The sequence below is a fragment of the Paraburkholderia phenazinium genome, assembly GCF_900142845.1.
GTDB classification, from domain to species: Bacteria; Pseudomonadota; Gammaproteobacteria; order Burkholderiales; family Burkholderiaceae; genus Paraburkholderia; species Paraburkholderia phenazinium_A.
The window spans coordinates 1,936,269-1,962,663 of record NZ_FSRU01000001.1; the positions used below are offsets into that span (position 1 = coordinate 1,936,269).

The following is a 26,395-nucleotide window of genomic DNA, read 5'->3' on the forward strand; positions in this document are numbered from 1 at the left end:
GCGTAGGGGATGAAAGGGCCGCGCATTCGCGCAGCCAGCCGGCCCGTTCTACCTGCAGCCGATTGTAGCGGGTCAGGGGATCGACCAGGCCATCGAGGCATGGCCGGTCGGCGGGCTCGGTCGCATTCATGTCGGATAGGGGGCGAAGACGGTCGGCAGGCCGCACGACCCGTCAATAGGCCGCGTCGTGCTGCATCGATTGCCGTACCACTCGCCACACCGCCAGGGCGCGGGCGAGGAACACGCCGCTGAACGCGCCGTAGACGAGGCCGGCAAATCCGGCGAAATCGGCGTCGACGGCGAGGCTCGGGGTGATGGAGAGCGCCACGCCGACCGCGAACTTGACCGAAAACAGTCCGAGCAGCAGGACGAGCGGCAGCCAGCTTCCCGGCATCAGCACGCTGCGCTCCTGCGGCAGCCAGCGAATTTCACCCCACACGCGCAGGGTCTGCGCCAGCAACAGCGTCACGGCGCCGCCGGCGACCCAGGCGGCCAGCGCCAGCGGTTGGCGGGAAAAGGCTGACATGACACCGTACAGTGACAGGAACGCCATCAGGAGCGGCAGGGTGGTGCTGCTGCCCAGCGATCGGCGGCGCGGCAGCGTCTGCTTGAAGCCGACGACGGCGAGGGCGGCGAGTACGCCCCAGACCCAATGGGGCGTTTGCAGGAGAATGGCAGTGAACATGGCGGCGGGCTCCGTGTCTATCAACGAGTGGGTTCGATGACGCACATCTTCGGGCCGGCTTCCGCCACGTTCGAGCGGTTTGCGACAGAATGACAAGGTGTGGCGCGAAACGGCCCGGATTCGACGCGAAGTGTTTGGCGATTGCTTGCGAGGCTTCGGCGTTTGGACGTTTCGGCGTTCCGGCGTTCCCATGCGCTGGCCGCGCGGCGCTGCCTGAAAGGCTATGTAATGTGGATTGATGGCTGCCGTACAGAGGGAGCGGAGCAAAGGTCCTACGTTCAGGATAGGCTTCGCGTGCCGGACACCTGTCAGGATAGGGGTTGCCTCACCATGAGAAAGTGCTTGCCCAACGCGCTTGGCGTGCTGACCACCCTCGGCGTGCTGCTCCATTCGCTCCCTGCTGTCTCACACGAACTCGACGCGCAGCTCGACTGCACCTCCAACGCGCATAGCTTTATCGCATCGCTGCAAAGCGACCAGTTCATCGAAACGCAACCTATGCATGTGGAATCGAACTCCGTCAACGCGTTCCGTCCGACTCGCGGCAGCCAACTGACGGCCTTCGGTTTTCGCGTCTACGCGGTACTCGGCTACGCGCGCGACGACGAGCTGTTTCACAAGGGCAGTGGCGAGGCGATGGCGGGGTCGCTCTATGGTGTGGTGGTGTTCGGGACGAGCGAGTCGGTGAAGGTGCATTTGCAGGACGCGGGCAGCGATGCAGCGGTGCATGAAGTCCTGCCGCTCGTGATGACGGCGGTGCTGTGCAAGGCGAATTGAGGGGGCGCCTCGTTTAGGCGTGCCGCTCGCGCACGCTGTCCGCCAGCGCGTCTCTCACTTCGCCGATCACACCCTGCCAGCCGGCCTCGCGCTGGCGGAACAGATACATGTCCTTGGGGTACCACGGCGACTGCACGCCGCTGCGCTGCCAGCGCCAGTCCACACCCCGGCGCGGCAGCAACAGCCAGCAGGCCACGCCCAGTGCGCCGGCCAGATGGGCGACGGCGGTATCCACGCAGATGACCAGATTCAGTTGCCCGACGATGGCGGCGGTGTCGCCGAAGTCGCGAATCTGGTCGCCGAGGCACAGCGCCGGCTGCTCGCTCGCGCGTTGCCGCGCTTCGGTCTCTGCGCCGCCGACCTGCAAGCTGATGAAATGCACTCCACGCACCGAGTTCACCGAGCTCACCGAGTTCGCCGAGTTCACCGACCACAGCGGCTGCAGCGCGGAAAAATGCGGCAGCGAGCGCTCCGCGTCATTATCGTGCTCAGGATTGCCCTTCCAGACGAGTCCGACGCGCAGGCCGTCGACGGGCAGGCGCGCTCGCCATGCCTCGAGGCGATTGGTGAACACACCCACGTACGGAATTTGCGCGGGAATCGACTCGAGCGTCGTGCCGAAGCGGCCAGGCAGACTCAGCAACGAATCCCAGTAATCGTGCACCTGCAAGCCGTGCGGGTCGGTGATCAGCGCATCGATGCCTTGCACGGTGCGCAGAAGCGGGACGAGCGCCGGCTTGCAGATCACCGAGAGCTTCGCGACCCCGCGCGCCTTGAGCAGGCTCACGTAGCGGACAAACTGGATCGTGTCGCCATAGCCTTGCTCGGGCAGCAGCAACAGTGTCTTGCCGCGCAGGTCTTCGCCGTTCCAGCGCGCAAACGGCAAGCTGCCGTGCTCACGGAATACCTGTGAGCGCGCTTCGTAATGCGCCCAGCCTTGCGCATAACGTCCGGCCGCAAGCAACAGCAGCCCATAGTTGTAGCGGGCTTCAGCGCGGGCTGGGTCCAGTTCGAGCGCGCGGCGATATGCGCTTTCGGCAGCCTCGTACTGCTCAAGGCTTTCGAGCGTGTCCGCGAGATTCGCGTGGATCTGCGCTGAATCCGGCAGCGATTCGAGCGCGCAGCGGTAGTGGGCAATCGCGCCGGCAAAGCGCCCGGACTGGCGCAGCAGAGTCGCCAGGTTGTTGTGCGCGATGCCATTGCGACTGTCGGCTTCGATCAACGCCCGGTACAGGCGCTCGGCGCCGGCAAGGTCGCCTTGTGCCTGCGCAGCGAGCGCGGCTTCTACAACCTGACGTTCCGCATTTGACACGGGACGCGGGCGGGACTGATTCATCGGACGGTGTGGTTCGTATCGAAGTGGCGCAACCAGGTGACCCCGCTGCGTCCTCAGTCGGCGCGCTTGAGTTGCCGCAACCGCCAGATCAGGCTCGAAGTATCGAACCGCTTGCCGCCCAAACCCTGCACGTCGCCGTAGAACTGATCGACCAGCGCCGTGACCGGCAACGCGGCACCGTTGCGCTTCGCCTCGTCGAGGCAGAAGCCGAGATCCTTGCGCATCCAGTCCACCGCGAAGCCGTAATCGAACTTGCCTTCGATCATCGTCTTGCCGCGGTTATCCATCTGCCAGCTTGCGGCGGCGCCCTTGCCGATTACGTCCAGCACGAGCGGCATGTCGAGTCCGGCGCATTGGCCGAAGTTGATCGCTTCCGACAAACCCTGCACCAGTCCGGCGATACAGATCTGATTGACCATCTTCGCCAGTTGCCCGGCGCCCGCCGGGCCGATCAGGGTGACGGCCGCCGCATAGTGCCTGAGCGTGACGGCGGCATGCTCGAAGGCCTTGGCGTCGCCGCCGCACATGATGGTCAGCTTGCCGTTTTGCGCCCCGGCCTGGCCGCCCGAGACGGGTGCGTCGATGAACTGCAAGCCGTGGTCGCCGGCAATCGCCGCGAGCTCGCGCGCGACGTTCGCCGAAGCGGTTGTATGGTCAACGAAAGTCGCGCCGGATGTCATGCCCGCAAACGCGCCGTCGTCGCCGAGCGTGACGCTGCGCAGGTCGTCGTCATTGCCGACGCAGGCCAGCACCAGCTCGGCGCCGTCTGCAGCTTCACGCGGCGTGCGGGCCGCGCGGCCGCCGTACTCCGCAACCCACTGTTCCGCTTTGGAGACGGTGCGGTTATAGACGGTGACGTCGAGGCCGGCTTTGGCCAGATGCCCGGCCATGGGATAGCCCATGACACCGAGGCCGAGAAATGCGACGCGACGTTTTGCGTCGCCGGAAGACGAAGTGGCGGAATCACTCACTGCGCGGCTCCTTCAAGTGGGGCAAGTTGGGGGGGGGCTGAAAATCCATTATGGCAGCGAATGCCGGTGCAATGCAGGCGGCCCGGCAGCGGCGGCCGCGGTTTGAAACTATCGGGGAGCGCGATACATTGGATATTAAATAGCGATTTTTGTTTTACATCCATCGGTCATACGATGCATGGGTAGTGGCCGTCGTCCACGATGGGCGCGGCTGATGGAATCGAGCGGGGCCGACGTTTTCGGCACCGCAGGAGGACGTACCCATGGAACATCACGCGCGCACGCAGAACGAAAAACTCGAAGTCAAAACCACGACCTGCTACATGTGCGCATGCCGCTGCGGCATCCGCGTGCATCTGCGCGATGGCGAGGTGCGCTATATCGACGGCAATCCCGACCATCCGCTCAACCAGGGCGTGATCTGCGCGAAAGGGTCGTCGGGGATCATGAAGCAGTACTCGCCCGCGCGCCTCACCCAGCCGTTGATGCGCAAGGCCGGCGCGGAGCGCGGCAGCGCGCAGTTCGAACCGGTCTCGTGGGAGGTGGCGTTCGAGACGCTCGAAAAACGTCTCGCCCATCTGCGCGCCACCGATCCGAAGAAGTTCGCCCTGTTCACCGGCCGCGACCAGATGCAGGCGCTCACGGGCCTGTTTGCCAGGCAGTTCGGCACGCCCAACTATGCGGCGCACGGCGGCTTCTGTTCGGCCAATATGGCTGCGGGGATGATCTATACGATCGGCGGGTCGTTCTGGGAATTCGGCGGCCCCGACCTCGATAGCGCGAAGCTGTTCTTCATGATCGGCACCGCCGAGGACCATCACTCGAATCCGCTCAAGATTGCGCTGTCGAAGTTCAAGCGCGCCGGCGGCCGTTTCATCGCCATCAACCCGATCCGCACCGGCTACGCGGCAATCGCCGACGAGTGGGTGCCGATCCGTCCCGGTACCGACGGCGCGCTCTTCATGGCGCTGATCCATGAACTGCTCAGAACGGATGCGTACGACCACGCGTTCGTCACGCGTTATACCAATGCGGCCGAACTGCTCGACACGAATGCAGAGAGCGATACGTTCGGTCTGTTCGTGCGCGAGCCTGGCTTGCCCGAAGTGAATCCGCTGTTTCCGCAAAACCACTTGTGGTGGGACAGCAAGACGCAGCGCGCTGTGCGGCATCACACGCCGGGTGCGGAGCCCGCCCTCGACGGTCATTACACGCTCGACGACGGCACGCCGGTGACGCCGTCGTTTGCGCTGCTGCGCGAACGGGTGGCGGAGAGCACGCCGGAGTGGGCCGCGGACATCACCGGCATTCCCGCCGAGACGATCCGCCGCCTCGCGCGCGAAATGGCGGACGTGGCGCGCGACCACAAGATCAGCTTGCCGATCCCGTGGACCGACGCGTGGGGCCAAGCCCACGACACCGTCACGGGCAACCCGATCGCCTTTCACGCGATGCGCGGACTCGCGGCTCATTCAAACGGTTTCCAATCGATCCGCGCGCTGGCGGTGCTGATGTCCCTGCTCGGCACGATCGACCGGCCCGGTGGCTTCCGGCACAAGTCGCCGTATCCACGGGCGGTGCCGCCTTCGGCCAAACCGCCGAACCACCCGGACGCCGTGCAGCCGAATACGCCGCTCGCCAACGGGCCGCTCGGCTGGCCGGCCGCACCCGAGGATCTGTTTATCGACGACGCCGGCGAACCCGTGCGCATCGACAAGGCGTTCTCCTGGGAATACCCGCTCGCCGTGCACGGCCTCATGCATAGCGTGATCACCAACGCATGGCGCGGCGATCCTTATCCGATCGACACGCTGCTGATTTTCATGGCCAACATGGCGTGGAATTCCTCGATGAACACGGTCGAAGTCCGCAAGATGCTCGCGGACAAGGACGACAACGGCGCCTACAAGATACCGTTCCTGGTGGTCTGCGACGCGTTCCAGTCGGAGATGACCGCGTTCGCCGATCTGATCCTGCCGGACACGACCTATCTGGAACGGCACGATGCGATGTCCGTACTCGACCGGCCGATCTCCGAGTTCGACGGTCCAGTGGATTCCGTGCGCGTGCCGGTGGTGCCGCCCACCGGCGAATGCAAGCCGTTTCAGGAAGTGCTGATCGAACTGGCGAGCCGCCTGAAGCTGCCGGCTTTCACCACGAAGGAGGGCGCGCGCAAGTTCCGCGACTACCCGGACTTCGTCGTCAACTTCCAGACCGCGCCGGATTCGGGCGTGGGCTTCCTGATCGGCTGGCGCGGCAAGGACGGCGACAAGGCGCTGGTCGGCGAACCGAATCCGCAGCAGTGGGAGCAGTACGCCAGCCACAATTGCGTATTCCACTACACGCTGCCCGAGCCGCTGCAATACATGCGCGGCGTCAACGGCCCGTATCTGAAGTGGGCGGTGGAAAACGGCTTTCGCAAGTTCGACACGCCGATCGTGATCCAGCTTTACTCGGACGTGATGCAGAAGTTCCGCCTCGCCGCGCAGGGTAAAACGGCAGGGCGTCAGCCGCCCGATCATCTGCGCGAGCGTGTCGCCCGTTATTTCGATCCGCTGCCGTTCTGGTACGAACCGCTTGAACTCGCCGCCACCGACCAGGTTCGCTTTCCTTTGGCGGCCGTCACGCAGCGGCCCATGGCGATGTATCACTCATGGGACTCGCAAAACGCGTGGCTGCGGCAGATTCACGGCGAGAACTATCTGTTCATGAATCCGTTGATGGCGCGCGCCAACGGCATCGAGGATGGCGGCTGGATCTACGTCGAATCGCCGTGGGGCAAGGTGCGCTGCATGGCGCGCTATAGCGAGGCGGTGGAACCCGGCACGGTGTGGACGTGGAACGCGATCGGCAAGGCCGCCGGGGCGTGGAACCTCGGCCCGGACGCCAACGAATCGCAGCGCGGCTTTCTGCTCAATCACCTGATCACCGACGAACTGCCAGGTGCGGCGCCTGGCGATGCGCGCACGTCGAACTCCGATCCGATCACCGGCCAGGCCGCCTGGTACGACGTGCGGGTGCGCGTCTATCCGGCCGAAGCCGATGCGGACCACACCTTGCCGCAGTTCGCACCGATGCCGGCGCTGCCCGGTTCGACGGGTGTGCTTCAACGCATCGTGCAGACCTATTTCGCGGGACGCGGCGAGTTTGCTGCGCGTCTGCGCGGCGCCGGCAAACAGAAATAACGAGGAGCATCCCATGACCCAGATGGCGCTCGTAATCGACCTGAACGTTTGCGTGGGATGCCACGCGTGCGTGACGAGCTGCAAGGAGTGGAATACGTCCGGCGAGGCGGGCAGTCTGGCCGACCTCCGGCCCTACGACGCCGATCCGTCCGGTACGTTCTTCAACCGCGTGCAGACCTTCGAATCCGGCGAGTTTCCGCTTACCGATACCATCCACTTTCCGAAGTCGTGTCTGCACTGCGAGGACCCGCCGTGCGTGCCGGTGTGTCCGACCGGTGCGAGCTATAAGCGCAAGGAAGACGGGCTCGTGCTGGTGGACTTCGACAAGTGTATCGGCTGCAAGTACTGCGCCTGGGCGTGCCCGTACGGCGCACGCGAGCTCGACGAAGCGCGCAAGGAGATGACCAAGTGCACGCTGTGCGCGGACCGCATCCATAACGAGGCGTTGCCCGAGCGCGATCGCAAGCCCGCCTGCGTGCTGGCGTGTCCGACTTCGGCGCGCCTCTTCGGCGATATTCACGACCCGGACTCCGTCGTGTCGCAGGCGATTCGCGAGCGCGGCGGTTATCAGTTGATGCCGGAGTGGGACACGAAGCCGGCCAATCATTACTTGCCGCGCCAGAAGACGACCTCGTGCGGCGGCGAGTCGTGTTCATGCAAGTCACGGGACACGTCCGACGCTTTGGTTGCAGACGCAAGCGCTTCTGCTTCTGCGGATTCGGCCGCGGCGCCGATGGCGGCCCGGAACGGACCGCTTCATGCCGAGCGGCGCGGTGCGGTCGCCGGTGTGCTCGACCGCGTCTTCAATATTCTGAGTCTGGGGAGGGGCGCATGAAGCCCGCGTTTTCCGTGGTGTTTCTGACCACGCTGAGCGGTGCGGGGCAGGGCTTGCTGATCGCACTGTTCGGCGTCGAACTGGCCGCGCGCCTTGGACTCATTGCGGCCGGCTCAACGCCGCCGCAGATGTTCTTCGTGCTGGGCGCGGCGCTCGCGGTGGGGCTGGGCGGGCTCGGACTGCTGGCCTCGTTTTTTCACCTCGGCCATCCCGAACGCGCCTGGCGGGCCATTGCCATGTGGCGTACGTCGTGGCTTTCGCGCGAATGCCTGGCGCTGCCCGTGTTTCTTGCCTGCGCCTTTGCGTATGGTGTCGCGCACTGGATGGGCTCGCCGTGGTCGCTGGCGATCGGTGCGCTTGGGGTGCTCGCAAGCGCCGTGTTGTTCGTGTGTACCTCGATGATCTACGCGTGCCTGCGTTTCCTGCAGGAATGGGCGACGCCGCTGACGATCGTCAACTTCGTGCTGCTCGGCTGCGCGTCGGGCTTCACGTTTGCCACGGCGTGCGCCGCGTGGTTCGCGCCGGCGCTCGTGGCGGGCCTTGCCTTGTACGCCGGTGGGCTGACGCTGGCAGGCTGCGCGAGCCGCGTGGCGTCGCTGATGCGCAATGCGCGCTTGCGGCCTAAGTCGACGGTGCAGAGCGCAACCGGTATCAAGTCTGCGAAGCTCGAGCAGAAATCGCGCGGCTTTACCGCAGGCGCGTTCAATCTGCGCGAGTTCTTTCACGGCAAAACACCGCAAACACTGCAACGGATCAAGTGGACGTTTCTCGTTGGCGCCTTCGCCGTGCCGCTCCTGCTGCTTGCATTAGGTGGCAGCGTGCCGTCGCTCATCGCGTCGTTCTGGCTGCTATGCGCCGCATGCGCAGTGCAGTACGCGGGACTGGTGGCGGAGCGCTGGTTTTTCTTCGCCGAGGCACGGCATCCACAGAATCTGTACTATCGCCAGTCGTAGTCAGCGGCCTTACGACGGTGAGGGGGTTGGTAATATCCGGCTTGCCGAGCTCGCTGCAGGCGTCGATTGCGAAACTGCTTGCAGCAGGGCATCTACTGTTGCAGCGCCGTCTGTATGCGCGCGGCGCCCGCCGCGGCACAGAGTTCGTCGTCGGTGCTTAGCGGCGATCCGCTCACGGCTATCGCGCCGAGCACTTCTTTGCCGCTCCTGATCAGCACACCGCCCGGCACAAACAGCAGCTCGGTCGACCCGCCCCCTACGTTGGCCATGCCGGACGGGTAGGTACTCAGAAACTTGACGAGCGCGGTGCCTGTATCGAGGCCGAACATCGGTCCCATGCTGACGACGGTATAGGCCTTCCGGAACGAAAACGCTTGAGAGTGTATGGGACTGCCGTCGTCGCGAGCCTGCAGTTTGATGACGCCATCCGGATCCACGATGGTGACGGCCACCTTGAAGCCTTTTGCCTGGCATACCCGAACGGCCTCATTCGCCGCGTCCATGGAAAGCGGCAGTGTCAAGGCTGCCGGACTTGCGGCGTAGACGGGCGAGGAGAACAACAGCGCGAGCATCATGAAGCTGCGACAACGCTGGAATGCAGCGCTTGCGTCAAGCGTCATACTCCGGCGTGCCGGGATTCTTTTGAGCGGTGGCATCGACATGGGTTTCTCCATGAAATTCTTCATTGAAATAGCGAAGCGGACCGCTCAGAGCGGACAGTTCAACATCCACTGCACGCCGAATCGGTCGGTCAACTTGCCGTAGAACGCGCCCCACGGCTGGATGCCGAGCGGGGTGGTGACGACGCCGCCTTCGCCGAGACGGCCGAACAGCGTCTCCGTTTGCACGCGGTCGTCCATCGTCAGAAGGTGTGCGGAGCCGCGCATGGGCTCCGCGTCGTCGTTATCGGACGCGTAAAACAGCGCACCCGGTCCCTCGAACCGCGCATGCATGATCCGGCCGCGCAGGGTTTCGTTGCGCACGGCCATACCGGCCTCGCCGTAGCGCATCCATTCCACGACCCGCCCGAGCCCGCATTGGGTGTAAAAGCCGAGCGCGGCCTCGCAGTGGGTCGTGAAGAAGAGATAGTTAGCCAGCTGCATGATAGGGAATCCTAAACAGACAGATTTCGACGATTCAAGAAAATCCGGACCGGGACTTGGACCGCGTGCGCCATCCGGCGCTCAGGGGATCACGGCCGGCTGGCCTGCTCCGGGTAGCCGTGCGCTTGGTATCCCCGCTTTTGCGCGGCCAGCAGCGGCTCGAAGTAGTCCGCCCGTTCCGGTGTCCCGCCCGCCACCTGATTGATCTCGCGAATGCCGATGGTCTGGCCGCTCGCGCCCCAGTTGCCGTCCGGTACCTCGTGGATCAGCACCCAGTCGCCGCCGCGCTGCGGGAACGTGCCGTCGACGTCGAGCGTCTGCGCCACGATGGCATTGATGCGGGCGTGCAGGGCGGTCTTGTCCAGCTGGGAAGCCGCGCCGAACGGATAGACCACGTCGAACAGGAAGCGACCGCCTTTAGGGGGATCGAGATCCGGCTTGCCGCCGACGAACCACTCGCTCTTCGGATCCACTTCGTCGAACAGCACGTAAGCCACCGCGCGGCCGGCTGGGGTGTCGGCGCCGACTTCCGCCACCAGGATCGCCGCGGTGAGCTGCTCGGCGAGCTGGGCCTTCTGGGCGGCCGTGAACGCGCCGCGTTGATGGGTGATGCGTAGCAAGGGCATACCAGTCTCCTCAGGGAACGCGCCGGCGGTTGCCAGCGCCTCCCCGACAAATTATATTGTGATCGTAATTTAATCAAGGATTATGTGACGATCGTCATGTAAAAAGGAGAGCAGCATGGCGCGGTATGCGCAGGGGCACAAGGAAGAGAGCCGTGCCCGGATTGTGGAAGCGGTCGGACGCGGGTTTCGAAAGCAGGGCTACGGCGGGATCGGCGTGGATGGTCTGGCGCGCGAGGCGGGCGTGACGCACGGGGCGTTCTACGGCCATTTCCGCTCCAAGGCGGAGGCGTTCGGGGCGGCCGTGGTGGCGGGGCTCGGCGATCTGCGACAGGCGGTGGAGGGCCTGCGGGTCGAACACGGCAAAGGCTGGCTCGGGGTGTTTGCGGCGTTCTATATGGGCTACAAAAGGACCTGCGAGCTGGGCGACGCCTGTACGCTGCCGAGCCTGTCGGCCGAAATCGAGCGGGCCGATCCGCAGGCGCGGGCGGCCTATGAGACCGAACTGCAGGGGGTGATGAAAGCAGTGGCGGCCGGCTTGCCGGAGGGCAGCGAGGCCGAGCGCGAGGCGCGCGCCTGGGTGTTGCTGTCGCTGCTGGCCGGAGGGGTCACTTTAGCGCGCGCGGTGCCGACCGCGGCCACCAGCGAGCAGATCGCGGCCGCGGTCCAGCAGGCGGTGGCGGTGTTGGCCGCCGCCCCGCCCGGAGCTTAGGCAAGTTGCCCCATCTCCGGCCGCGCCATATGCAGCACGTCATACACTTCACCGCCTCGCGCCGGATCGGCTGGCGCTGACGAGACGGTAAACCGGATCAGCTTCCACGCGTAGAGATCGAGCGCCGCCCACACGGCTACCGTGTCGGGTCGCGCTGCGATCTCACGATTGCGTTCGACCTCGCCGGCGTACAAAGCCACGCGATCCGTTGCGGCGCTCAGCACACGTTCGTCGCGGTAGGCCGACAGCGCCTGCTTCGCGCCGCCGCGGCGGGCATCCAGTGGTAACCAGGTTTCGATCTGCGGACGGCCGAATGAATCGATCACCGCCTGGAACCGCTCCCCAATCAGACAACGAACCGCCGCGTCCGAGTCGGACCACAAATAGATGGAGGCGTAAGCATTGCCCGCCGCACCATGACGGTTACGCTGCTGCGTGGCGAACAGCTTGCAGATCAGACCTTCCGTGTCGTCCCATTGCGGGCCGCGCTCGGCCACGCGCCGGCGGATGATCTCCATGTCGTAGTCGGTGGGCAAGCGGTGTGAATACTGCATCGCGAACATGCCATTCTCCGCGGGTTGGATGAATGGTCTGTAGTTTGCGCGCGAGCGGGCCTCCAGTGAAGGCCTGCTTCGCGATAGCTGTGATGAGAGGAACGAATCGTACGAGATCGTTTCGCTGGTCGAGAGCGAAGGGTTGGCGTCGAGGCCCGCTCATTGGCCAACCCATTGGCCAACTCACTGGCCGGCATTCACCGGGTTCGTCGCCGGTTGCATGCCTTGCGTGCCCGACTGTGCCGAACCGTTCATCGCGGGACCATAGCTCGTCGCGTTCCCCTGCGCCATCTGCTGGTGCTCGGCCACGCGTGCTTCGGCGGCCTGGATGTCTTGCGGATAGCTGGAATCGTTCGACGCTGCCGGGTTATAACCCGCCTGCTCGACTTCGAGGAGTTGAGCGCGGACTTCCGCGCGCGTGAGCGGCGCGTCGGTCGATTGTGCGGAGGAGGCCATCGGCGCAGCCAGAAGCGATATTGCGGCGATGGCATAGGCTAGCGTTTTCATAATGCACTCCCTCCAGAAACGATGCGTGACGTGAACCTGAAAAGTGGACGCAAGCCGTTCCGTTCGGTACGCGCGCCATGTTTACATTCTAGTGACGCTGCGATTCCAGTTTCCCTTCGTTTCCACAACTCAGTATTTCGTGTCTCTCGACGATGCTTCGTCACGCTAACTTTCTGCGCTGTGGTTTACCCCTGTCCATCGCGACGCAAGCGCGCGCGGGCGGACTCATATCGGCTTCCTGAACCCGGCAATAGCGCTCGCGCGTATTGTGCCGGCGGCGAGGGCAGACTACTTTTCGACAGCAACGAAAACGAGCGTGGTTTCAACGTCCCGCACGAAGACAATCAAGGAGACAAGCTGTGCTTCCCGCCACCCTGCCGATCAATGTCGGCAATACCGCTTTCATGCTGCTGTGTGCGAGCCTCGTCATGCTGATGACGCCGGGGCTCGCGTTCTTCTACGGCGGCCTGGTAGAACGCAAGAACGTGCTGTCGATCATGATGCAGAGCTTCATTTCTCTGGCATGGACGACGGTGTTGTGGTTCGCCTTCGGCTACTCGATGTGCTTCGGGCCGACGTGGCACGGCATCGTCGGCGACCCGACTTACTACGCCTTCCTGCATGGCGTGACCTTGCAGACCATGTACACGGGCAACGACGCGGGCATCCCGCTGGTGGTCCATGTGGCGTATCAGATGATGTTCGCCATCATCACGCCCGCGCTGATCACCGGTGCCTTTACCAACCGCGTGACCTTCAAGGCCTACTTCCTGTTCCTGACCGGCTGGCTCGTGCTGGTGTATTTTCCGTTCGTGCACATGGTCTGGAGTCCAGATGGAATTTTCGCGAAGTGGGGCGTGCTCGACTACGCGGGCGGGATCGTGGTGCACAACACCGCCGGCTTCGCGGCGCTCGCCTCGGTGCTGTATGTGGGACGCCGTCGCGTGATGTCGCACAAGCCGCACAACGTGCCGCTGATCGCGTTGGGCACGGGCCTGCTGTGGTTCGGCTGGTATGGCTTCAACGCGGGCTCGGAGTTGCGTGTCGATGCCGTGACCGCGTCGTCGTTTCTCAACACGGATATTGCCGCGTCGTTCGCGGCGGTGACGTGGTTGCTGATCGAATGGCTCAATGCCCGCCAGCCCAAGTTCATTGGTCTGCTGACCGGCTCGGTCGCGGGTCTCGCGACGATCACGCCCGCTGCGGGCTATGTCTCGCTGAGCACGGCGGCGGTGATCGGCATGGCTGCCGGCCTGATCTGCTACTACGCGGTCGCGCTGAAAAACCGTCTTGGTCTCGACGATGCGCTCGACGTGTGGGGTGTGCACGGCGTGGGCGGCCTCACCGGCACCGTGCTGCTCGGCGTGTTTGCGTCGAAAGCATGGAATCCTAATGGTGCGGACGGCCTCTTGCTCGGCGGCGGAGCATTCTTCGTCAAACAGTGCGTGGCCGTCGTCGTCTCCGGCGTGTGGGCTTTCGTGTTCACGTGGGCGATGCTGTGGTTGATCGACCGCGTGACCGCGGTCAAGCTCGATGCGGCCGCCGAGCAGCGCGGGCTCGATAGCGAGCTGCACGGCGAGGTGGCGTATCTGGATGCGTGAGCGGTCGCGGCCCGATCACCGGCGCGGCAGCCCTGGGTCGCCGTTGCCGGAGGCAGGACTGGCGGCAGGCGCAGACCCTAGAACAACTCCTTCTGCCCCGTCATCAACGCAGAAAAATCGTCGCCCAGAAACGGCAGGATCGCGTCGGCCACAGGCTGTAGCTGGCGCGTCAGATAGTGGTCGTAGTCGATCGCCGAGCGCCGCGTCTCGAGCGGCTCGGGACCGGTCACGGTCATCAGGTAGGTGATCCAGCCGCCGTTCTGGTACTGCAAGGGCCGGCCTTGCTGCTGGTTGAACGCGTCGGCCATGCGGGCGGCGCGGGCATGCGGCGGCACATTGCGCTGGTAGTCGTCGAGGTTGCGGCGCAACCTGCGGCGATACACCAGCAGATCGTCGAACTCGCCGCTCAAGGTGCGCTCCACGTAGTCGCGCACATAATCCTGATACGGCTCCTGCTTGAAGATGCGCAGATAGAGCTGGCGCTGAAACTGTTGCGCGAGCGGTGTCCAGTCGGTGCGTACGGTCTCGAGGCCCTTGTAGACCATCTCCTCGTGCCCGTCGGCCTTTATCACCAGGCCCGCATAGCGCTTCTTGCTGCCTTGCTCGGCGCCGCGGATGGTGGGCATCAGAAAACGCCGGTAATGCGTTTCGAACTGCAATTCCAGCGCGCTCTCGAGCCCGAACGCCTGCTGCAGGTGTTCGCGCCACCATTCATTGACGTATTTGACCAGCGCGCGGCCGATATGCGCCGCCTGCTCCTCGCTGCGGGCCCGCTTGAGCCACACGAAGGTGGAATCCGTATCGCCGTAAATGACCTGGTAGCCGCGTGCTTCGATCAGCTCGCGCGTGCGATGCATGATCTCGTGGCCGCGCATGGTGATGGACGACGCGAGGCGCGGATCGAAGAAGCGGCAGCCGCTTGAGCCCAGCACGCCATAAAACGCGTTCATGATGATCTTCAGTGCCTGCGACAGCGGCTTGTTCTGTTCCCGCTTGGCCGCCTCGCGGCCCTGCCAGATCTGGCCGACGATAGCCGGCAGGCTGTGCTTGCTGCGCGAGAAGCGGGCGCCGCGAAAGCCGGCGACGGAGGCGCTCTCGTCCGGATTGCGCACGCCTTCGACGAGTCCCACGGGATCGATCAGAAAGGTGCGGATGATGGAGGGATAGAGGCTCTTGTAGTCGAGCACCAGCACCGAGTCGTACAGCCCGGGCTGCGAATCCATCACGAAGCCGCCGGGGCTCGCTTCCTCCGCCATCTCGCCGAGGTTCGGCGCCACATAGCCCTGACGGTGCATCAGCGGCATGTAGAGGTGGGTAAATGCCGCGACGGAACCGCCGCTGCGGTCGGCGGCGAGACCGGTGACGGTGGCGCGCTCCAGCAAAAAGGTCAGCAGTTCGGTCTTGGCGAAGATCCGCGTGACCAGTTCGCAGTCCTTGAGGTTGTAGCGGGCGAGGGCAGGTTTGTCTTCGGCGAAGCGGCGGTCGATTTCCGCCATGCGCTGGTAGGGGTTGTCGATGGCTTTGCCTTCGCCCAACAGTTCTTGCGCCACGTATTCGAGGCTGAAACTCGGAAAGCTCCAGGTGGCCGAGCGCAACGCCTCGATACCGTCGATGATCAAACGCCCCGCGGCAGCCGCGAAGAAGTGGTTTTGCTTGCCGCCGTGCTCGCGCCATTCCATCACGTCGCCGCCGCGGCCGAGGCGCAGCGGAACCGCGTAACGCTGCGAATGCTCCTGCAGCACGCGCAGATCGAACTGCACCAGATTCCAGCCGATGATCGCATCGGGGTCATGCTGCTCCAGCCATGCATTGAGTTTCGCGAGCAGCAGGGCGCGGCTCTCGCAATACTCGAGCGCGAAGTCGATCCCGCTGGCGTCGCCATTCGCCGGTCCGAGCATATAGACCTGACGCTGCCCGCAGCCTTCCAGCGCGATGGAGTACAACTCGCCGTGCGCGGTGGTTTCGATATCGAGCGAGACGAGTTTCAACGCGGGGCGGTACGCCGGTTCGGGCTTCATCTCGCCGTTGAGCCAGCGACGCTCGCCGGCCGGTTCGCCGCCGAAGCAGACCGGTGCGGTGATGAAGCGCTCCATCAGGTAGCGTTCATGCGGGCGGATGTCGGCTTCGTAGACGTCGATGCCGTATTCCTTCAGGAGCTTTTCCAGTTTGAGCAACTGGCGGTACTGCTTGCAATACAGTCCAATAACAGGGCGCTGCTGAAAATCGGTCAGCGCGAGGGGGCGAAGTTCGTACTGGCGTTCGTTGCGCAACACGGCTTCGGCGCGCTCGCGCTGATCAGCCGGGATGAACGCCACCGAGGTCTGGGGCGGCAGGCGCAGATGTTGCGGACCGCTCTCGGTAGCCAGCCAGAAGTCGACTTCCGTGCCGGCGGGCGTGTCGCGCCAATGTCGGGTCAGAAGAAAACCCTGCTGCTGTTGTTGAACCACACTGCAACCTTTAAGAACCTGTCGGGGTCTATTTTACCTGGTCAATCCATCCAGGGCGGCGCGCCGTGGCTGCTGCGCGGGCAGCCGTCGCCGGCTGTCGCGAGATGTTGCAAAGGTAACGGAAAGTATCGCATCAACCCGCCCAAAGCCACGCCTATCGTGCCTGTGAGGTCCAAGGCGCGGTAGGATAACGGCTCGCGGCGGGCGCCCTGGCGGCGTCTCAGTGCCCTCAAATGGGGCTTCTGGCGCCCGGAAGGTGAGTCCTCGCCGGCCTGTCAAGCCGTGCGGCGGCGCCATCCGGGCAGGCATTCACGACGCCGCGGGTTTGCGCAGAAGCGCCTGAATGAGGTAGGGTGGCGGGTCTGGCGCCGTTTAAGGTGCCGGTTCTATCAATACAGAAAGGGATGTGCAATGAACAAGCAGGAACTGATTGACGCAGTTGCGGCTGCGACGGGCGAAAGCAAAACGGCCACCGGCAAGTCGATTGACGCGATCATCGAAGCGGTGACGAAGGCAGTGTCGCAAGGAGAAACCGTTCAGCTGATCGGCTTCGGAGCATTCTCGACCGGCGCTCGCGCGGCGCGCGTTGGCCGTAACCCGTCAACCGGCGCGGAAATCCAGATCGCTGCGGCAAAGACGGTGAAGTTCACCGCCGGCAAGGCATTCAAGGACGCGGTAAACGCTTCCTGATCGCCCCGTCGATCCCGCGCAGCCCCCACCCCCTTGGGGCGGTGGCGCGCGGCGCTTGCGGGCTCGTAGCGCGTCGTCTCGCTGGCGCGGCGAGTCCGTTTCCGGCTTATCCGCGTCGTCCGGCGCGCGGGTCGGTGTATAGACAGGCGCGCAGATCAACGTCCAGATCCGCACGCGCAATCAGTCTCCCGTCAGCGTCACCTGATTCTTGCCGTCGCGCTTCGCCTTATACAAGGCGAGATCCGCTGCTTCAATTAGCGAGGTCATCGGCGAGTCGACACTCGGAATCACCGACGCGCCGCCAATGCTGATCGTCACGTATTGCCCCGTCGACGAATTCGCGTGCGGCACCTGCAAGGCCTCCACTTCGCTGCGGATCTTTTCGGCCAGCGTACGCACGCCTTCGAGCCGCGTGCCCGGCAATACCACCGCAAACTCTTCGCCGCCGAAACGCGCGGCCAGATCGCCGGGACGCCCAAGGCAAGCTTCCACCGTCGCGGCAATCCGCTTGAGCACTTCGTCGCCGGCCACGTGGCCGTAGGTGTCGTTGTACAGCTTGAAATTGTCGACGTCGATCATCAGCAGCGACATCTCCGCCTTGTCGCGCGTGCCGCGCCGCCATTCGGCGCTCAGGTACTCGTCGAGGTAACGCCGGTTCGACAGGCCGGTCAGGCCGTCCGAATGCGTCAGGCGGCGCAGTTCGAGATTCGCTTCGAGCAGTTGCTGCTGCGACTGGCGCAACGCCCGGTAGGCCTCGTCGCGTTGTAGCAGGTTGATGTAGGAACGCGAATGGTAGCGAATCCGCGCCACCAGTTCGATGCGGTCCGGCAGCTTGACGAGGTAGTCGTTCGCGCCCGCAGCGAAGGCCGCGCTTTTGATGACGGGTTCTTCCTTGGTCGACAGCACGATGATGGGCACGTCGCGGATGGACGGCGTCGAACGATAGGCCTTGACGAGCGTGAGGCCGTCGATGCCGGGCATCACGAGATCCTGCAGGATGACGGTCGGCCGCGTGTGCACCGCGGCCTTCATCGCTTCGTCGGCGCGCGCGCAGTAGTGAAAGTCGATGCCGTCTTCCGCGGCGAGTGCCTGACGCACCGCCTCGGCGACGATCGCCTGATCGTCCACCAGCAGGACCATCACCGGCTGCTCGACCGGGCCAGGTGTTTGCAGCGCCGCCCGTGCTGCTTCGAGCGTCGCGTCGGCGCCGTCCTGCGCAGCCGGCGCGTGGGCTCGCTGGTCAGGCGAGCCGGTTTGATCATTTGCCATTTTCGTACCCGTTTCGGAAACACGCATCACACGTGTGATGCCATTCAAGTCTGATTTTTTCGCTCATCGTTTGACGTTCGACACCAGTTCGGCGGCGATGCTGCCGAGCGGCAAGATCCTGCGTGCCGCGTCGAGCGCGGCGGCGGCCTTCGGCATGCCGTAGACGGCGCTGCTCGCTTCGTCCTGGGCGATGGTCCGGTAGCCTTTCGCGCGCATCGCCTTCAGGCCGATCGCGCCGTCCCGGCCCATGCCGGTCAGCAACACACCGATGGCGTCGCCGTGCCAGTGCTCCACCACGCTCTGAAAAAACACGTCGACAGAGGGGCGATAGGGCGTGCTCGCCGGCTCGGACGTGTAATCGAGCGAGCCGCTTCGCGTCACATACAGGTGATCGTTGGTCGCCGCGAGCAAGGCCTCGCCCGCCTTGGGCGTGTCGCCGCTCACGGCCACCCGCACCGTCAGCTCGGTCTGGCCGTCGAGCCATTGGGCCATGCCCTCGGCGAACGCCTTGTCGACGTGCTGCACCATCACGATGGCGCCGCCGAAGTCCGCCGGCAGTTTGCGGAGTACCGTGGCGAGCGCGCTCGGGCCGCCCGCCGAGGCGCCGATCGCCACCAGCGGGGCCGCGCCGCGCGCCACCCCGGCACTGGGCCGCGGTGCAGGGGCGAGCGTGGCTTTGTCGAGCAGGCGACCGATCTGATCGATCTTGGCGAGCAACGGTTGCGAGGCGTCGCCGAGCCGGTTGTCGGCGAGGGTCGGCGTGTCGACCGCGTCGAGCGCACCCACGCCCATCGCCTCGTAGACGCGCCACGCATTCGCGCCGACGCTGCTCGTCACGACGAGAATCGCGCAGGGCGCCTGGGCCATGATGCGGCGGGTCGCCTCGACGCCGTCGAACTTCGGCATGATCAGGTCCATCAGCACGACGTCGGGCGGTTGCGCGATGCAGAAGTCCACTGCCTCTCCGCCGTCAGTAGCCACCCACAGCACGCGATGCTCCGGCCGCAACGCAATCGCGCGGCGCATGGCCTCGACGGCGAGCGGCAAGTCGTTGACGATGCCGATGTTCATGTGTGCGCTTCTCCGATCAGGTCATGCACCGCATCGAGCAGCGCTTCGTCGTGAAAGCTACCCTTTGCCAGATAATAGTCGGCGCCGGCATCGAGCCCCCGGCGGCGATCTTCGTCGCGATCCTTGTACGACACGATCATCACCGGCACGCTTTTCAGCAGCGCGTCGCGCTTGATCAGCGTGACCAGTTCGATGCCGTCCATGCGCGGCATGTCGATGTCGGTCACCACCAGATCGAAATGGGTGCTGCGCAGCGCGTTCCAGCCATCCATGCCGTCCACCGCAACCGTCACCGTATAGCCGCGCTTTTCCAGCAGTTTGCGCTCGAGCTCGCGCACCGTCAGCGAATCTTCGACCACGAGCACATGCTTGCGCGCGCGGGCGGCGACGCCCTGGGCACGCTGCACCTTGTCGAGCTGGCCGCCGCGCACGAGTTTGTCCACCGAGCGTAGCAGGTCTTCGACGTCGACGATCAGCACGGCTTCGCCATTTTCCATCAGCGCGCCGGCTGCGATGTCCTTGACCTTGCCGAGCCGGCTGTCGAGCGGCTGCACCACCAGCATGCGCTCGCCGAGGAAGCGGTCCACCGCCACGCCATAGGTGCCGCGTTCGTCGCCGATCACCACCACCGCGACGTTGGCGCGCACCTCGTCGGGCGCGTCGGTGCCGAGCAACTGGTGCGCGGTGACGAGTCCCACGGGCCGGCCGTCGAAGGCGAAATGCTGTTGTCCTTCGAGCATGTCGATCTCGCCGCGCGCCAGTTCGAGCGTGCGGCGCACGTGCGCGAGCGGGAACGCATACGCTTCGCCGCCCACCTGCACGAGCAGGCTGCGGATCACCGACAGCGTAAGCGGCAACTGCAGGACAAAGCGCGTGCCGTGACCCGCCTCGGTGACGATGCGCACCGTGCCGCGAACCGCCTTGACCATTTCATGCACCGCGTCGAGTCCGACGCCGCGGCCGGACACGTCGGTTACCTGCGCTCGCATCGAGAAACCGGGCAGCAGCAGAAAGTCGAGCAGTTCCTGATCCGACATGCGGGCGGCGGTGGCCGCGTCGGCGAGGTGACGCCGCACGACGGCGGCGCGCACCGCGTCGAGGTCGACGCCGGCGCCGTCGTCGCTGACGCTGATCAGCAGCTTGCCGGCGCTATGGCGCGCTTCCAGCGTGAGCGTGGCTTCGGCGGGTTTGCCTTGAGCGAGACGCTGCTCGGGGGCTTCGACACCGTGGTCGAGCGCATTGCGCAGCAGATGGCCGAGCGGGGCGTCGAGCATATCGAGGATGTCGCGATCGATCTGGGTCGACTCGCCGACAATCGAAAAACGCACCCGCTTGCCGAGCGAGCGGGCGAGGTCGCGCACGATGCGCGGATACGCATGCGTCGCGTCGCCGAATGGGCGCATCCGGCATTGCAGCGCTTCGTCGTAGAGCTGCTGCGCGAGATTGGAACTGCGGCGGTCGAACCGGTCGAGCTCGTCGATGCGTGTGGCGAGCAGATGCTGCATTGTGCCGAGCGTTTGCCGCACGGCGTCGAGCGCGGCCAGTGCGGACGGATCGAGACGTTCGGCGAGCGTTTCGAAACAGGTGTCGAGCGCGCGCGCGGCGTCACGTTGCGTGCGCTTGACGCGCAGCATCGACTCGGCGAACGGTTTGAGCCAGCGCGACTCCACCAGCGATTCGCCGGACAGGCTCAACAGCCGGTCGAGGTTGTCGGCGCGCACGCGTAGCATCCGTTCGGGGTCGCGTGCGCTGTGGACGTTTAACGGGGCGTCGGGGGGCGGTGGTGGCGTTAGCGTTGCCGTTGCCGTGATGGACGAGTCCACTGCGGAGGTCTCGATTGCGGAGGCCACAACGTCCTGCGTCGGTTCGGCGAAACTCACTGACAATTTTGCGGCGTCCGCGCCGAGGATGGCGAGCGCGGCGCGCATCGTTGCGTCGTCGTCCGGGTCTTCGCTCGCGGCGAACGGGTTGGTGTAGGTAGCGGCGGACGTGCTCCCCCAAGGCGACGCGACCGTGGAGTCCGCGTGCAGTGCATGCGGATCGTTCGCCGCCGCGCTGAACGCCTCGAGGCGTGCCACGAAGGCGTCCACGTCCTCGCGGGCGAGCGCGGTCTGCGTGTCCGGGTTACCGGCGCGCAACAGCAGGTCGACGCCGCGCAGCAGTTCGTCGATATGCGCAGCGGAGAGGATCAGCGCGCCCCGTTGCGCGGCGACGAAGCATTCCTCCATCAGATGCGCGATGTCTACACCATCCTGCAAGCCGACAATGCGCGCCGCGCCCTTCAGCGAATGTGCGGCGCGCATGCAGGCTTCGAGCTGCGAGGCGTCAGTGGGCGCATGTTCGAGCGCCAGCAGTCCATCGGAGAGCACGCGGGTCTGCGTCTGCGCTTCTTCGCGGAACAGGTCGAGCAGGGAGCGGCGGCTCAGATCGTCGTCGATACTCATCGCAGACTCCGGGCAAGCGACTCGAAGACACGGTCGGTGTCGAGCAGGCCGACCGAGCGGTCGCGCCATGCCAGCACGCCGCGCGCATGCGAGGCGCCGGCGTGCGCGAGGGTGGTGGGCACCGGCAGCAGCGCGCTCGCGGCAAAGCGCACGACGCCTTCGACTTCGTCCACCGGAAAGGCCACCGGCTCGCCGCGATGGGCGGCGACCAGCATGCGCGCGTAGCCGTTGCTCGAGGTGTACTTGCCGCTCACCGCCGTGCGATCCAGATGCAGAAGCTCGCCGAGCGAGGCGGCTACCGTCAGCGCACCGCGAATGTTGACGAGGCCGAGCACGACCCGGTTGCGCCGATGCGGCAGGGAATGGATCGGGCGGATGTCGTCCACCTGGCGCAGCGCCGCGGTCGGCAGTCCGAGCCATTCGTCGGCAATCCGAAACACCAGTGCGGATTCGGTTGCGGTTTCAACTGCGTCGCCGGCGTCCGGTGTTTCGCGAGTGCTTGCGGTGTGCTCGCGGGACTGCGCATTCGGCGTCGCCATAGCGGACTGGGCGAGCTCCGCATCGTCTACCGGCCGGTCGAGCAGCCGCGCCGCGGCCTGTTCGAACACGGGACAGTTCAGGCAGCGCGAATGTTCCGCGAGCTTTGGGCACGAGCCGTCGCCGCGCGTGCCGATGCGATTCCAGCAATCGTCGATGAGCGTGAGCACGCCCGTATTCTCAATGGCGCCGTGTGCCATGCGCGCCTCGCGGTGGGTTCAAGGGGGCGTCCGCCATGGTGGGCATCTTTGCCGCGGCGCGCTGGGCGCGTCGCATGAGGTGCTGGGCGCCGGCGCTGTCGCCGGTCATGTCGAGCAGCGCTGCAAGATGCGTAAGTGCCTCGTAGTGAGCCGGCGCGAGATAGAGCGCCTTGCGGTAATAGTCGCTCGCGTCGGCGGTGCGGCCGCGCGCATCGGCGATCAGGCCGAGCAGATAAAAGGCCTCCGCGTCCGTACCGTTCACGATCACGAACTTCTGCGCCTCGTGTTCGGCCTTGTCGAATTGTCCGGCGTCGGCGAGACGGCGGGCTTCGACGAGCGACGCGGCGGGTGCGGCGACGCCGGCAGATTTCGCGTGGGCGTGGGTATGCGGGTGGGCATGCGCTGGCGGGCGGGCATGGGTAGGCGCATGCGCGTTGGCGTGCGCAGGTGTCGCCGTGCGTTGCCCCGGCGCAGCGGGTTTAGCTTCCATTGTCGAAGCGGGCGCAACCTCCGCAGCGGTCGCGGAAACTACGGACACAAAAGCGCCGGACGCCGCCGAAGGCACAGACACGAACGGAACAGCGGGCGCCTCTGCGGGCTTGAGCGTCCCATAGACACGGTGAAGCGCGGAGGCCGCAGCCGCATCCGGCACCTTCCCAAACAACGCGAAGCTGCGCGTGCTCGTCTCTTCAGGCGGCGTGCGCTGAAACGCGAACGCCAGCGGAATGCGCGCCGAACTCAGCGTATGACGCATCATCAAGCCGGTTTCCGCCGGACCGACGAAAATCGTCCCGCCTTCGGCCAGACGGGCATCGAGCAAATGAATCGCGCGATCCTGAGCCTCCCTATGGAAATAGATCAGCACGTTGCGGCAAAAAATGAAGTCATAGCGTGCGGAGGCAGGCTGCGCGGGTTCGAACAGATTCGCCTGCGCAAAGCGCACGGTCTGCTGGATGCGTTCGTTCAGCACCCACCCGCCGTCGCGCGGGCTGAAGTGGCGTTCGCGGAAGCCGAACTCGCCGCCGCGAAACGAATTGCGTCCATAGACCGCCTTCTGCGCCAGTTCGATGGCGCGCGCGCTGATGTCCATGGCGTCAATGGTGAAGCGCTCCGCGCCGATCCCCACGTCGAGCAGGGCCATCGCCGCCGAGTACGGTTCCTCGCCGCTCGAGCAAGGCACGCTCAGCACGCGCAGTACGCGAGCCGGATCGCGCGCCAGCTTTTCATTGGCGAGGCGCGCCAGTGCGACAAAGGCCTCGCGGTCGCGAAAGAACCAGGTCTCGGGGACCACCAGCGTCTCGACCAGTGCGAGCCGTTCATCCGGCGAGTCGTTGAGGTGCTGCCAGTAAGCACCCACCGCACCCTCGGCCAGGTCCGCGGCCGGAGACGCCGCCTGCGTTGTGCGCACGCGTTCCAGCACGGCCCGCTCGAGGGCGTTGATGCCGAGCGAGTGCGCGTCGATCCCTGTCTCGTGGGAGAGCCAGGTTTCAAAGCAGGGGTCCGTGGCGTTCATGGCGCGGTTCACGTCGTCGTTCAGGTCGCCGGTCACGAGTAGGCCGGCGGTTGCGCGTCAGCCGCTTGCGGGAACAGCAGGGCTTTGACTTCGTCGCTCAGCATGTGCTGTACCTCGACCCATTGCACGAGACCCATGCCGTCGTTGGCGACCGGTCCAAGCCAGCGGGCATGCGGTGTGGCGATGCCGCTGTCGAGAAACTGCGCGCGCTCGATACGCCGCGTCTGCGTGGCGCGCTCCACGATCAGGCCGAGCAGACGCGCGGGCTCGCCGCCATTGTCTTGCGTGCCCGTTTGCGCCGCCGCGTCGTCCGGCCTGTAGCGGACCAGCACGAGGCGCGTCGAGCGAAGCTGGCGGGCGGGGCGTCCGAGCGCGAGTTGCGACACGTCGATCACGGGCACGGCCTCGCCATGCCGCTCGAACATCCCGGCGACCCACGCCGGTGCGCCGGGAATCGACTTGGTGGGTGCGAGCGCCAGCACCTCGGCGATCGCCGCCGCATCAAGCGCGTAGCGGTCGCCGTCCAGATCGAACAGGAGGAAGAGCATCGCGATGGCCCGTGTTTAGCGTGAAGCGTGCGTCACGCGTCGATCTTGAAGCGCGACACGCCGGTGCGCAACTGATTGGCGACCAGCGTGAGGTCGTCGATTGCCTGCGACGACTGGCGCAGCGACTCCGCCGTCTGCTGGGCCGCCTCGGACAGTTGCGAGAGCGCCTGGGTGATCTGCTCGGCGCTGGTGGCTTGCGTCTGCATGCCCTCGTTGACCAGTTGGAAGCGCGGCGCGAGCGTCTGCACTTCATTGATGATCTGCGAAAGCTGGCCGCCCACCTGCTGCACGTCGCGCATGCCGCGGCGCACTTCTTCGGAGAACTTATCCATGCCCATCACGCCGGCGGATACCGCCGACTGGATTTCCTTGACGGTCTGCTCGATGTCGTAGGTCGCCACGGCGGTCTGGTCCGCGAGACGGCGGATTTCGGTGGCGACCACGGCGAACCCGCGGCCGTATTCGCCGGCTTTTTCAGCTTCGATGGCGGCGTTCAGCGACAACAGGTTGGTCTGATCGGCCACCTTGGTAATGGTGGCGACCACCTGATTGATATTGACGGCCTTCTCGTTGAGGATCGACAGCTTGGCGTTGACCGAGCCGGCTGCTTCCATCACGCTGCGCATCGTGTCTTCCATGCGCGTGAGGCCGCTTTGGCTCGCGCCCGCCAGCGTGGCCGACTGTTCGGCGACGCCCGCCACTTCGTTCATGGTGCGCAGCAGATCGCGCGAGGTAGCGAAGATTTCGCGGGACGTGGCGCCGATCTCCGTGGTGGTCGCCGCTGTTTCGCTCGCGGTGGCCTGCTGTTCCTTGGAGGTCGCGGCAATCTCCGTCACCGAGGTGGTCACCTGCAGCGAGGACTTTTGCGCTTGCGATACGAGGCTCGTCAATTCCTCGGCCATCCGGTTGAAGCCGTTCTCCAGCGTGCCGAATTCGTCGCTGCGGCGCAGGTTTAGCCGTTGCGCCAGATTGCCGGTACGCATGATGTCGAGCACTTCGACGAGCCGCGTCATCGGCACCGTGACTGCCTTGAATAGCGTGTAACCGGTGACGAGCGCGACCAGCAGTACGATCCCAAGTGCGGTGGCGAGCGTGACCTCGGTGCCGGTCACCGAGGAGCGGATCAACTCCGCCGAGTCGTCGGCCTGGGTGTGGTTTTCCGCGACCAGCACGTTGGCGTTGCGAATCACGCTGTTCCACGCGGGCGTCAACTGGATAAAGCTGGCTTGTGCCGCGGCCTTCGAACTGCGGGCCTGGCTCGCAGCGGTGTTGAAGAGCGCCAGATACTGGTCGTAGGCGGCCTTGAAGGTGTTGAAGCGTTCGCGGTCGTCGTCGCGAAACACCGTGCCCTGATAGTCGGCCGCGACCTTGTCGAAAGCGCGCTGGGCGTCCGGCAGGTGGTCGAGGTCGGCTGTCGTGCTGGCCGCGTCGGGATCGACGAAAACGGCCCGCTCGAGCGTCGCGTAGCCTTCGTTCGCGGCGGCGCGCAGCGCGGTGGCGTAGTAGAGGCCCGGCACCGAATCGTGGCGCAGGCTGAGCGCCTCGTCGTCGATGTTGCGCAGCCGCGTGTATGAAATCACGGCCATCGCGAGCATCAGCAGAAAGAGCGCGCCGAAGCTCAGCACGATACGTGCGCCGAGGGTGAGCCGGCCGCTGCTGAACATGCCCGACAGGTTTGCGTTGTTCGTGCGTGGCGTGACAGTGGCCATTTTCGATGTCTCTCTGACGGATTGATACAGGGGTGCTGCCGCAAAAGCAGCGTCACCCGATGGCACTCAGGCCAAGCATAGGACGCTACACCCCTGACGAGAAGGCCGGTCGGGGGAATAGTGGG

General features: G+C 65.2%; 23 protein-coding genes. 7 read left to right on the forward strand and 16 right to left on the reverse strand.

What is annotated here, in order from left to right:
- Positions 1–172: 172 nt before the first annotated feature.
- A complete protein-coding gene (locus BUS12_RS39775; protein ID WP_367117600.1) occupies positions 173–1,075 on the reverse strand; it encodes a DUF6622 family protein in 903 nt (300 codons plus the stop codon).
- On the opposite strand from BUS12_RS39775, the gene BUS12_RS08480 reads away from it, so the two are divergent.
- Positions 1,016–1,462, forward strand: coding sequence for a hypothetical protein (locus BUS12_RS08480; protein ID WP_074295282.1), 447 nt, complete (start codon positions 1,016–1,018; stop codon positions 1,460–1,462). The two genes, BUS12_RS39775 and BUS12_RS08480, sit on opposite strands and share 60 nt — an antisense overlap.
- A gap of 13 nt (positions 1,463–1,475) precedes the next feature.
- Here BUS12_RS08480 and BUS12_RS08485 read toward each other — a convergent pair whose 3' ends face one another.
- On the reverse strand, positions 1,476–2,798 hold the full coding sequence (locus tag BUS12_RS08485) for a tetratricopeptide repeat protein (RefSeq protein ID WP_074295283.1): 1,323 nt from the start codon (positions 2,796–2,798) through the stop codon (positions 1,476–1,478).
- Between the two features lie 53 nt (positions 2,799–2,851).
- Positions 2,852–3,769 (reverse strand): NAD(P)-dependent oxidoreductase, encoded by a 918-nt coding sequence (locus tag BUS12_RS08490; RefSeq protein WP_074295284.1) that lies wholly within the window; start codon positions 3,767–3,769, stop codon positions 2,852–2,854.
- Positions 3,770–4,032: 263 nt separating this feature from the next.
- Here BUS12_RS08490 and BUS12_RS08495 point away from each other — a divergent pair, with 263 nt between their 5' ends.
- The 3 genes from BUS12_RS08495 to BUS12_RS08505 are packed head-to-tail and all read left to right on the forward strand — an operon-like array spanning position 4,033 to position 8,742.
- Positions 4,033–6,954 carry a molybdopterin oxidoreductase family protein gene (locus BUS12_RS08495; protein ID WP_074295285.1) on the forward strand — a complete coding sequence of 974 codons (2,922 nt, stop codon included), beginning with the start codon at positions 4,033–4,035 and terminating at the stop codon, positions 6,952–6,954.
- Between the two features lie 13 nt (positions 6,955–6,967).
- Positions 6,968–7,789: a 4Fe-4S dicluster domain-containing protein gene (locus tag BUS12_RS08500; RefSeq protein ID WP_253190037.1), complete on the forward strand. Its 822-nt coding sequence runs from the start codon at positions 6,968–6,970 to the stop codon at positions 7,787–7,789.
- On the forward strand, positions 7,786–8,742 hold the full coding sequence (locus tag BUS12_RS08505; RefSeq protein ID WP_074295286.1) for a dimethyl sulfoxide reductase anchor subunit family protein: 957 nt from the start codon (positions 7,786–7,788) through the stop codon (positions 8,740–8,742). Before BUS12_RS08500 ends, BUS12_RS08505 begins: the two co-directional genes overlap by 4 nt.
- Before the next feature lie 92 nt (positions 8,743–8,834).
- On the opposite strand, the gene BUS12_RS08510 is transcribed toward BUS12_RS08505, so the two are convergent.
- From BUS12_RS08510 to BUS12_RS08520, 3 genes are all read right to left on the reverse strand, one after another.
- Entirely contained in the window at positions 8,835–9,416 is a 582-nt protein-coding gene (locus BUS12_RS08510; RefSeq protein ID WP_171991616.1) for a GlcG/HbpS family heme-binding protein, read from the reverse strand.
- Positions 9,417–9,449: 33 nt separating this feature from the next.
- Positions 9,450–9,845, reverse strand: coding sequence for a VOC family protein (locus BUS12_RS08515; RefSeq protein ID WP_074295287.1), 396 nt, complete (start codon positions 9,843–9,845; stop codon positions 9,450–9,452).
- Between the two features lie 89 nt (positions 9,846–9,934).
- Positions 9,935–10,471 (reverse strand): tautomerase family protein, encoded by a 537-nt coding sequence (locus tag BUS12_RS08520; RefSeq protein WP_074295288.1) that lies wholly within the window; start codon positions 10,469–10,471, stop codon positions 9,935–9,937.
- 115 nt (positions 10,472–10,586) lie between these two features.
- Here BUS12_RS08520 and BUS12_RS08525 point away from each other — a divergent pair, with 115 nt between their 5' ends.
- Positions 10,587–11,180, forward strand: a complete 594-nt coding sequence (locus BUS12_RS08525) for a TetR/AcrR family transcriptional regulator (RefSeq protein WP_074295289.1) — start codon at positions 10,587–10,589, stop codon at positions 11,178–11,180.
- On the opposite strand, the gene BUS12_RS08530 is transcribed toward BUS12_RS08525, so the two are convergent.
- Together BUS12_RS08530 and BUS12_RS08535 are read right to left on the reverse strand one after the other, a co-directional pair.
- The gene (locus tag BUS12_RS08530; protein WP_074295290.1) at positions 11,177–11,743 is read right to left on the reverse strand and encodes a DUF4865 family protein; all 567 of its coding nucleotides are present in this window, start codon (positions 11,741–11,743) and stop codon (positions 11,177–11,179) included. The genes BUS12_RS08525 and BUS12_RS08530 overlap by 4 nt on opposite strands.
- A gap of 174 nt (positions 11,744–11,917) precedes the next feature.
- Positions 11,918–12,241: a DUF4148 domain-containing protein gene (locus BUS12_RS08535; protein WP_074295291.1), complete on the reverse strand. Its 324-nt coding sequence runs from the start codon at positions 12,239–12,241 to the stop codon at positions 11,918–11,920.
- 359 nt (positions 12,242–12,600) lie between these two features.
- On the opposite strand from BUS12_RS08535, the gene BUS12_RS08540 reads away from it, so the two are divergent.
- Positions 12,601–13,842, forward strand: a complete 1,242-nt coding sequence (locus BUS12_RS08540) for an ammonium transporter (RefSeq protein ID WP_216352702.1) — start codon at positions 12,601–12,603, stop codon at positions 13,840–13,842.
- Positions 13,843–13,919: 77 nt separating this feature from the next.
- On the opposite strand, the gene BUS12_RS08545 is transcribed toward BUS12_RS08540, so the two are convergent.
- A complete protein-coding gene (locus BUS12_RS08545) occupies positions 13,920–16,289 on the reverse strand; it encodes a DNA polymerase II (protein ID WP_074295292.1) in 2,370 nt (789 codons plus the stop codon).
- Between the two features lie 411 nt (positions 16,290–16,700).
- Between BUS12_RS08545 and BUS12_RS08550 the strand changes: the two genes are divergently transcribed.
- Complete coding sequence (locus tag BUS12_RS08550; RefSeq protein WP_074295293.1) at positions 16,701–16,979, forward strand: HU family DNA-binding protein; 279 nt, start codon at positions 16,701–16,703, stop codon at positions 16,977–16,979.
- 180 nt (positions 16,980–17,159) lie between these two features.
- Here BUS12_RS08550 and BUS12_RS08555 read toward each other — a convergent pair whose 3' ends face one another.
- The 7 genes from BUS12_RS08555 to BUS12_RS08585 form a co-directional block, all read right to left on the reverse strand.
- Positions 17,160–18,248 (reverse strand): diguanylate cyclase, encoded by a 1,089-nt coding sequence (locus BUS12_RS08555; protein WP_074297280.1) that lies wholly within the window; start codon positions 18,246–18,248, stop codon positions 17,160–17,162.
- Between the two features lie 63 nt (positions 18,249–18,311).
- Complete coding sequence (locus BUS12_RS08560) at positions 18,312–19,319, reverse strand: chemotaxis response regulator protein-glutamate methylesterase (protein ID WP_074295294.1); 1,008 nt, start codon at positions 19,317–19,319, stop codon at positions 18,312–18,314.
- Positions 19,316–21,763, reverse strand: coding sequence for a hybrid sensor histidine kinase/response regulator (locus BUS12_RS08565; protein ID WP_074295295.1), 2,448 nt, complete (start codon positions 21,761–21,763; stop codon positions 19,316–19,318). The genes BUS12_RS08560 and BUS12_RS08565 overlap by 4 nt, the downstream gene beginning before the upstream one ends.
- On the reverse strand, positions 21,760–22,500 hold the full coding sequence (locus BUS12_RS08570) for a chemotaxis protein CheW (protein WP_074295296.1): 741 nt from the start codon (positions 22,498–22,500) through the stop codon (positions 21,760–21,762). Before BUS12_RS08570 ends, BUS12_RS08565 begins: the two co-directional genes overlap by 4 nt.
- Positions 22,481–24,013, reverse strand: coding sequence for a CheR family methyltransferase (locus BUS12_RS08575; RefSeq protein ID WP_074297282.1), 1,533 nt, complete (start codon positions 24,011–24,013; stop codon positions 22,481–22,483). Before BUS12_RS08575 ends, BUS12_RS08570 begins: the two co-directional genes overlap by 20 nt.
- Before the next feature lie 32 nt (positions 24,014–24,045).
- A complete protein-coding gene (locus BUS12_RS08580; protein ID WP_074295297.1) occupies positions 24,046–24,561 on the reverse strand; it encodes a chemotaxis protein CheW in 516 nt (171 codons plus the stop codon).
- 32 nt (positions 24,562–24,593) lie between these two features.
- A complete protein-coding gene (locus BUS12_RS08585) occupies positions 24,594–26,270 on the reverse strand; it encodes a methyl-accepting chemotaxis protein (RefSeq protein WP_074295298.1) in 1,677 nt (558 codons plus the stop codon).
- Positions 26,271–26,395 lie beyond the last annotated feature (125 nt).

Coding starts and splice junctions, on each gene's coding strand:
- BUS12_RS08525 (WP_074295289.1), top strand. CDS start 10,587: ATGGCGCGGTATGCGCAGGGGCACAAGGAAGAGAGCCGTGCCCGGATT.
- BUS12_RS08580 (WP_074295297.1), bottom strand. CDS start 24,561: ATGCTCTTCCTCCTGTTCGATCTGGACGGCGACCGCTACGCGCTTGAT.
- BUS12_RS08520 (WP_074295288.1), bottom strand. CDS start 10,471: ATGCCCTTGCTACGCATCACCCATCAACGCGGCGCGTTCACGGCCGCC.
- BUS12_RS08510 (WP_171991616.1), bottom strand. CDS start 9,416: ATGGAGAAACCCATGTCGATGCCACCGCTCAAAAGAATCCCGGCACGC.
- BUS12_RS08565 (WP_074295295.1), bottom strand. CDS start 21,763: ATGAGTATCGACGACGATCTGAGCCGCCGCTCCCTGCTCGACCTGTTC.
- BUS12_RS08505 (WP_074295286.1), top strand. CDS start 7,786: ATGAAGCCCGCGTTTTCCGTGGTGTTTCTGACCACGCTGAGCGGTGCG.
- BUS12_RS08495 (WP_074295285.1), top strand. CDS start 4,033: ATGGAACATCACGCGCGCACGCAGAACGAAAAACTCGAAGTCAAAACC.
- BUS12_RS08555 (WP_074297280.1), bottom strand. CDS start 18,248: ATGGCAAATGATCAAACCGGCTCGCCTGACCAGCGAGCCCACGCGCCG.
- BUS12_RS08550 (WP_074295293.1), top strand. CDS start 16,701: ATGAACAAGCAGGAACTGATTGACGCAGTTGCGGCTGCGACGGGCGAA.
- BUS12_RS08570 (WP_074295296.1), bottom strand. CDS start 22,500: ATGGCACACGGCGCCATTGAGAATACGGGCGTGCTCACGCTCATCGAC.
- BUS12_RS08530 (WP_074295290.1), bottom strand. CDS start 11,743: ATGTTCGCGATGCAGTATTCACACCGCTTGCCCACCGACTACGACATG.
- BUS12_RS08535 (WP_074295291.1), bottom strand. CDS start 12,241: ATGAAAACGCTAGCCTATGCCATCGCCGCAATATCGCTTCTGGCTGCG.
- BUS12_RS08480 (WP_074295282.1), top strand. CDS start 1,016: ATGAGAAAGTGCTTGCCCAACGCGCTTGGCGTGCTGACCACCCTCGGC.
- BUS12_RS08485 (WP_074295283.1), bottom strand. CDS start 2,798: ATGAATCAGTCCCGCCCGCGTCCCGTGTCAAATGCGGAACGTCAGGTT.
- BUS12_RS08515 (WP_074295287.1), bottom strand. CDS start 9,845: ATGCAGCTGGCTAACTATCTCTTCTTCACGACCCACTGCGAGGCCGCG.
- BUS12_RS08585 (WP_074295298.1), bottom strand. CDS start 26,270: ATGGCCACTGTCACGCCACGCACGAACAACGCAAACCTGTCGGGCATG.
- BUS12_RS39775 (WP_367117600.1), bottom strand. CDS start 1,075: ATGGAGCAGCACGCCGAGGGTGGTCAGCACGCCAAGCGCGTTGGGCAA.
- BUS12_RS08500 (WP_253190037.1), top strand. CDS start 6,968: ATGACCCAGATGGCGCTCGTAATCGACCTGAACGTTTGCGTGGGATGC.
- BUS12_RS08560 (WP_074295294.1), bottom strand. CDS start 19,319: ATGAACATCGGCATCGTCAACGACTTGCCGCTCGCCGTCGAGGCCATG.
- BUS12_RS08575 (WP_074297282.1), bottom strand. CDS start 24,013: ATGAACGCCACGGACCCCTGCTTTGAAACCTGGCTCTCCCACGAGACA.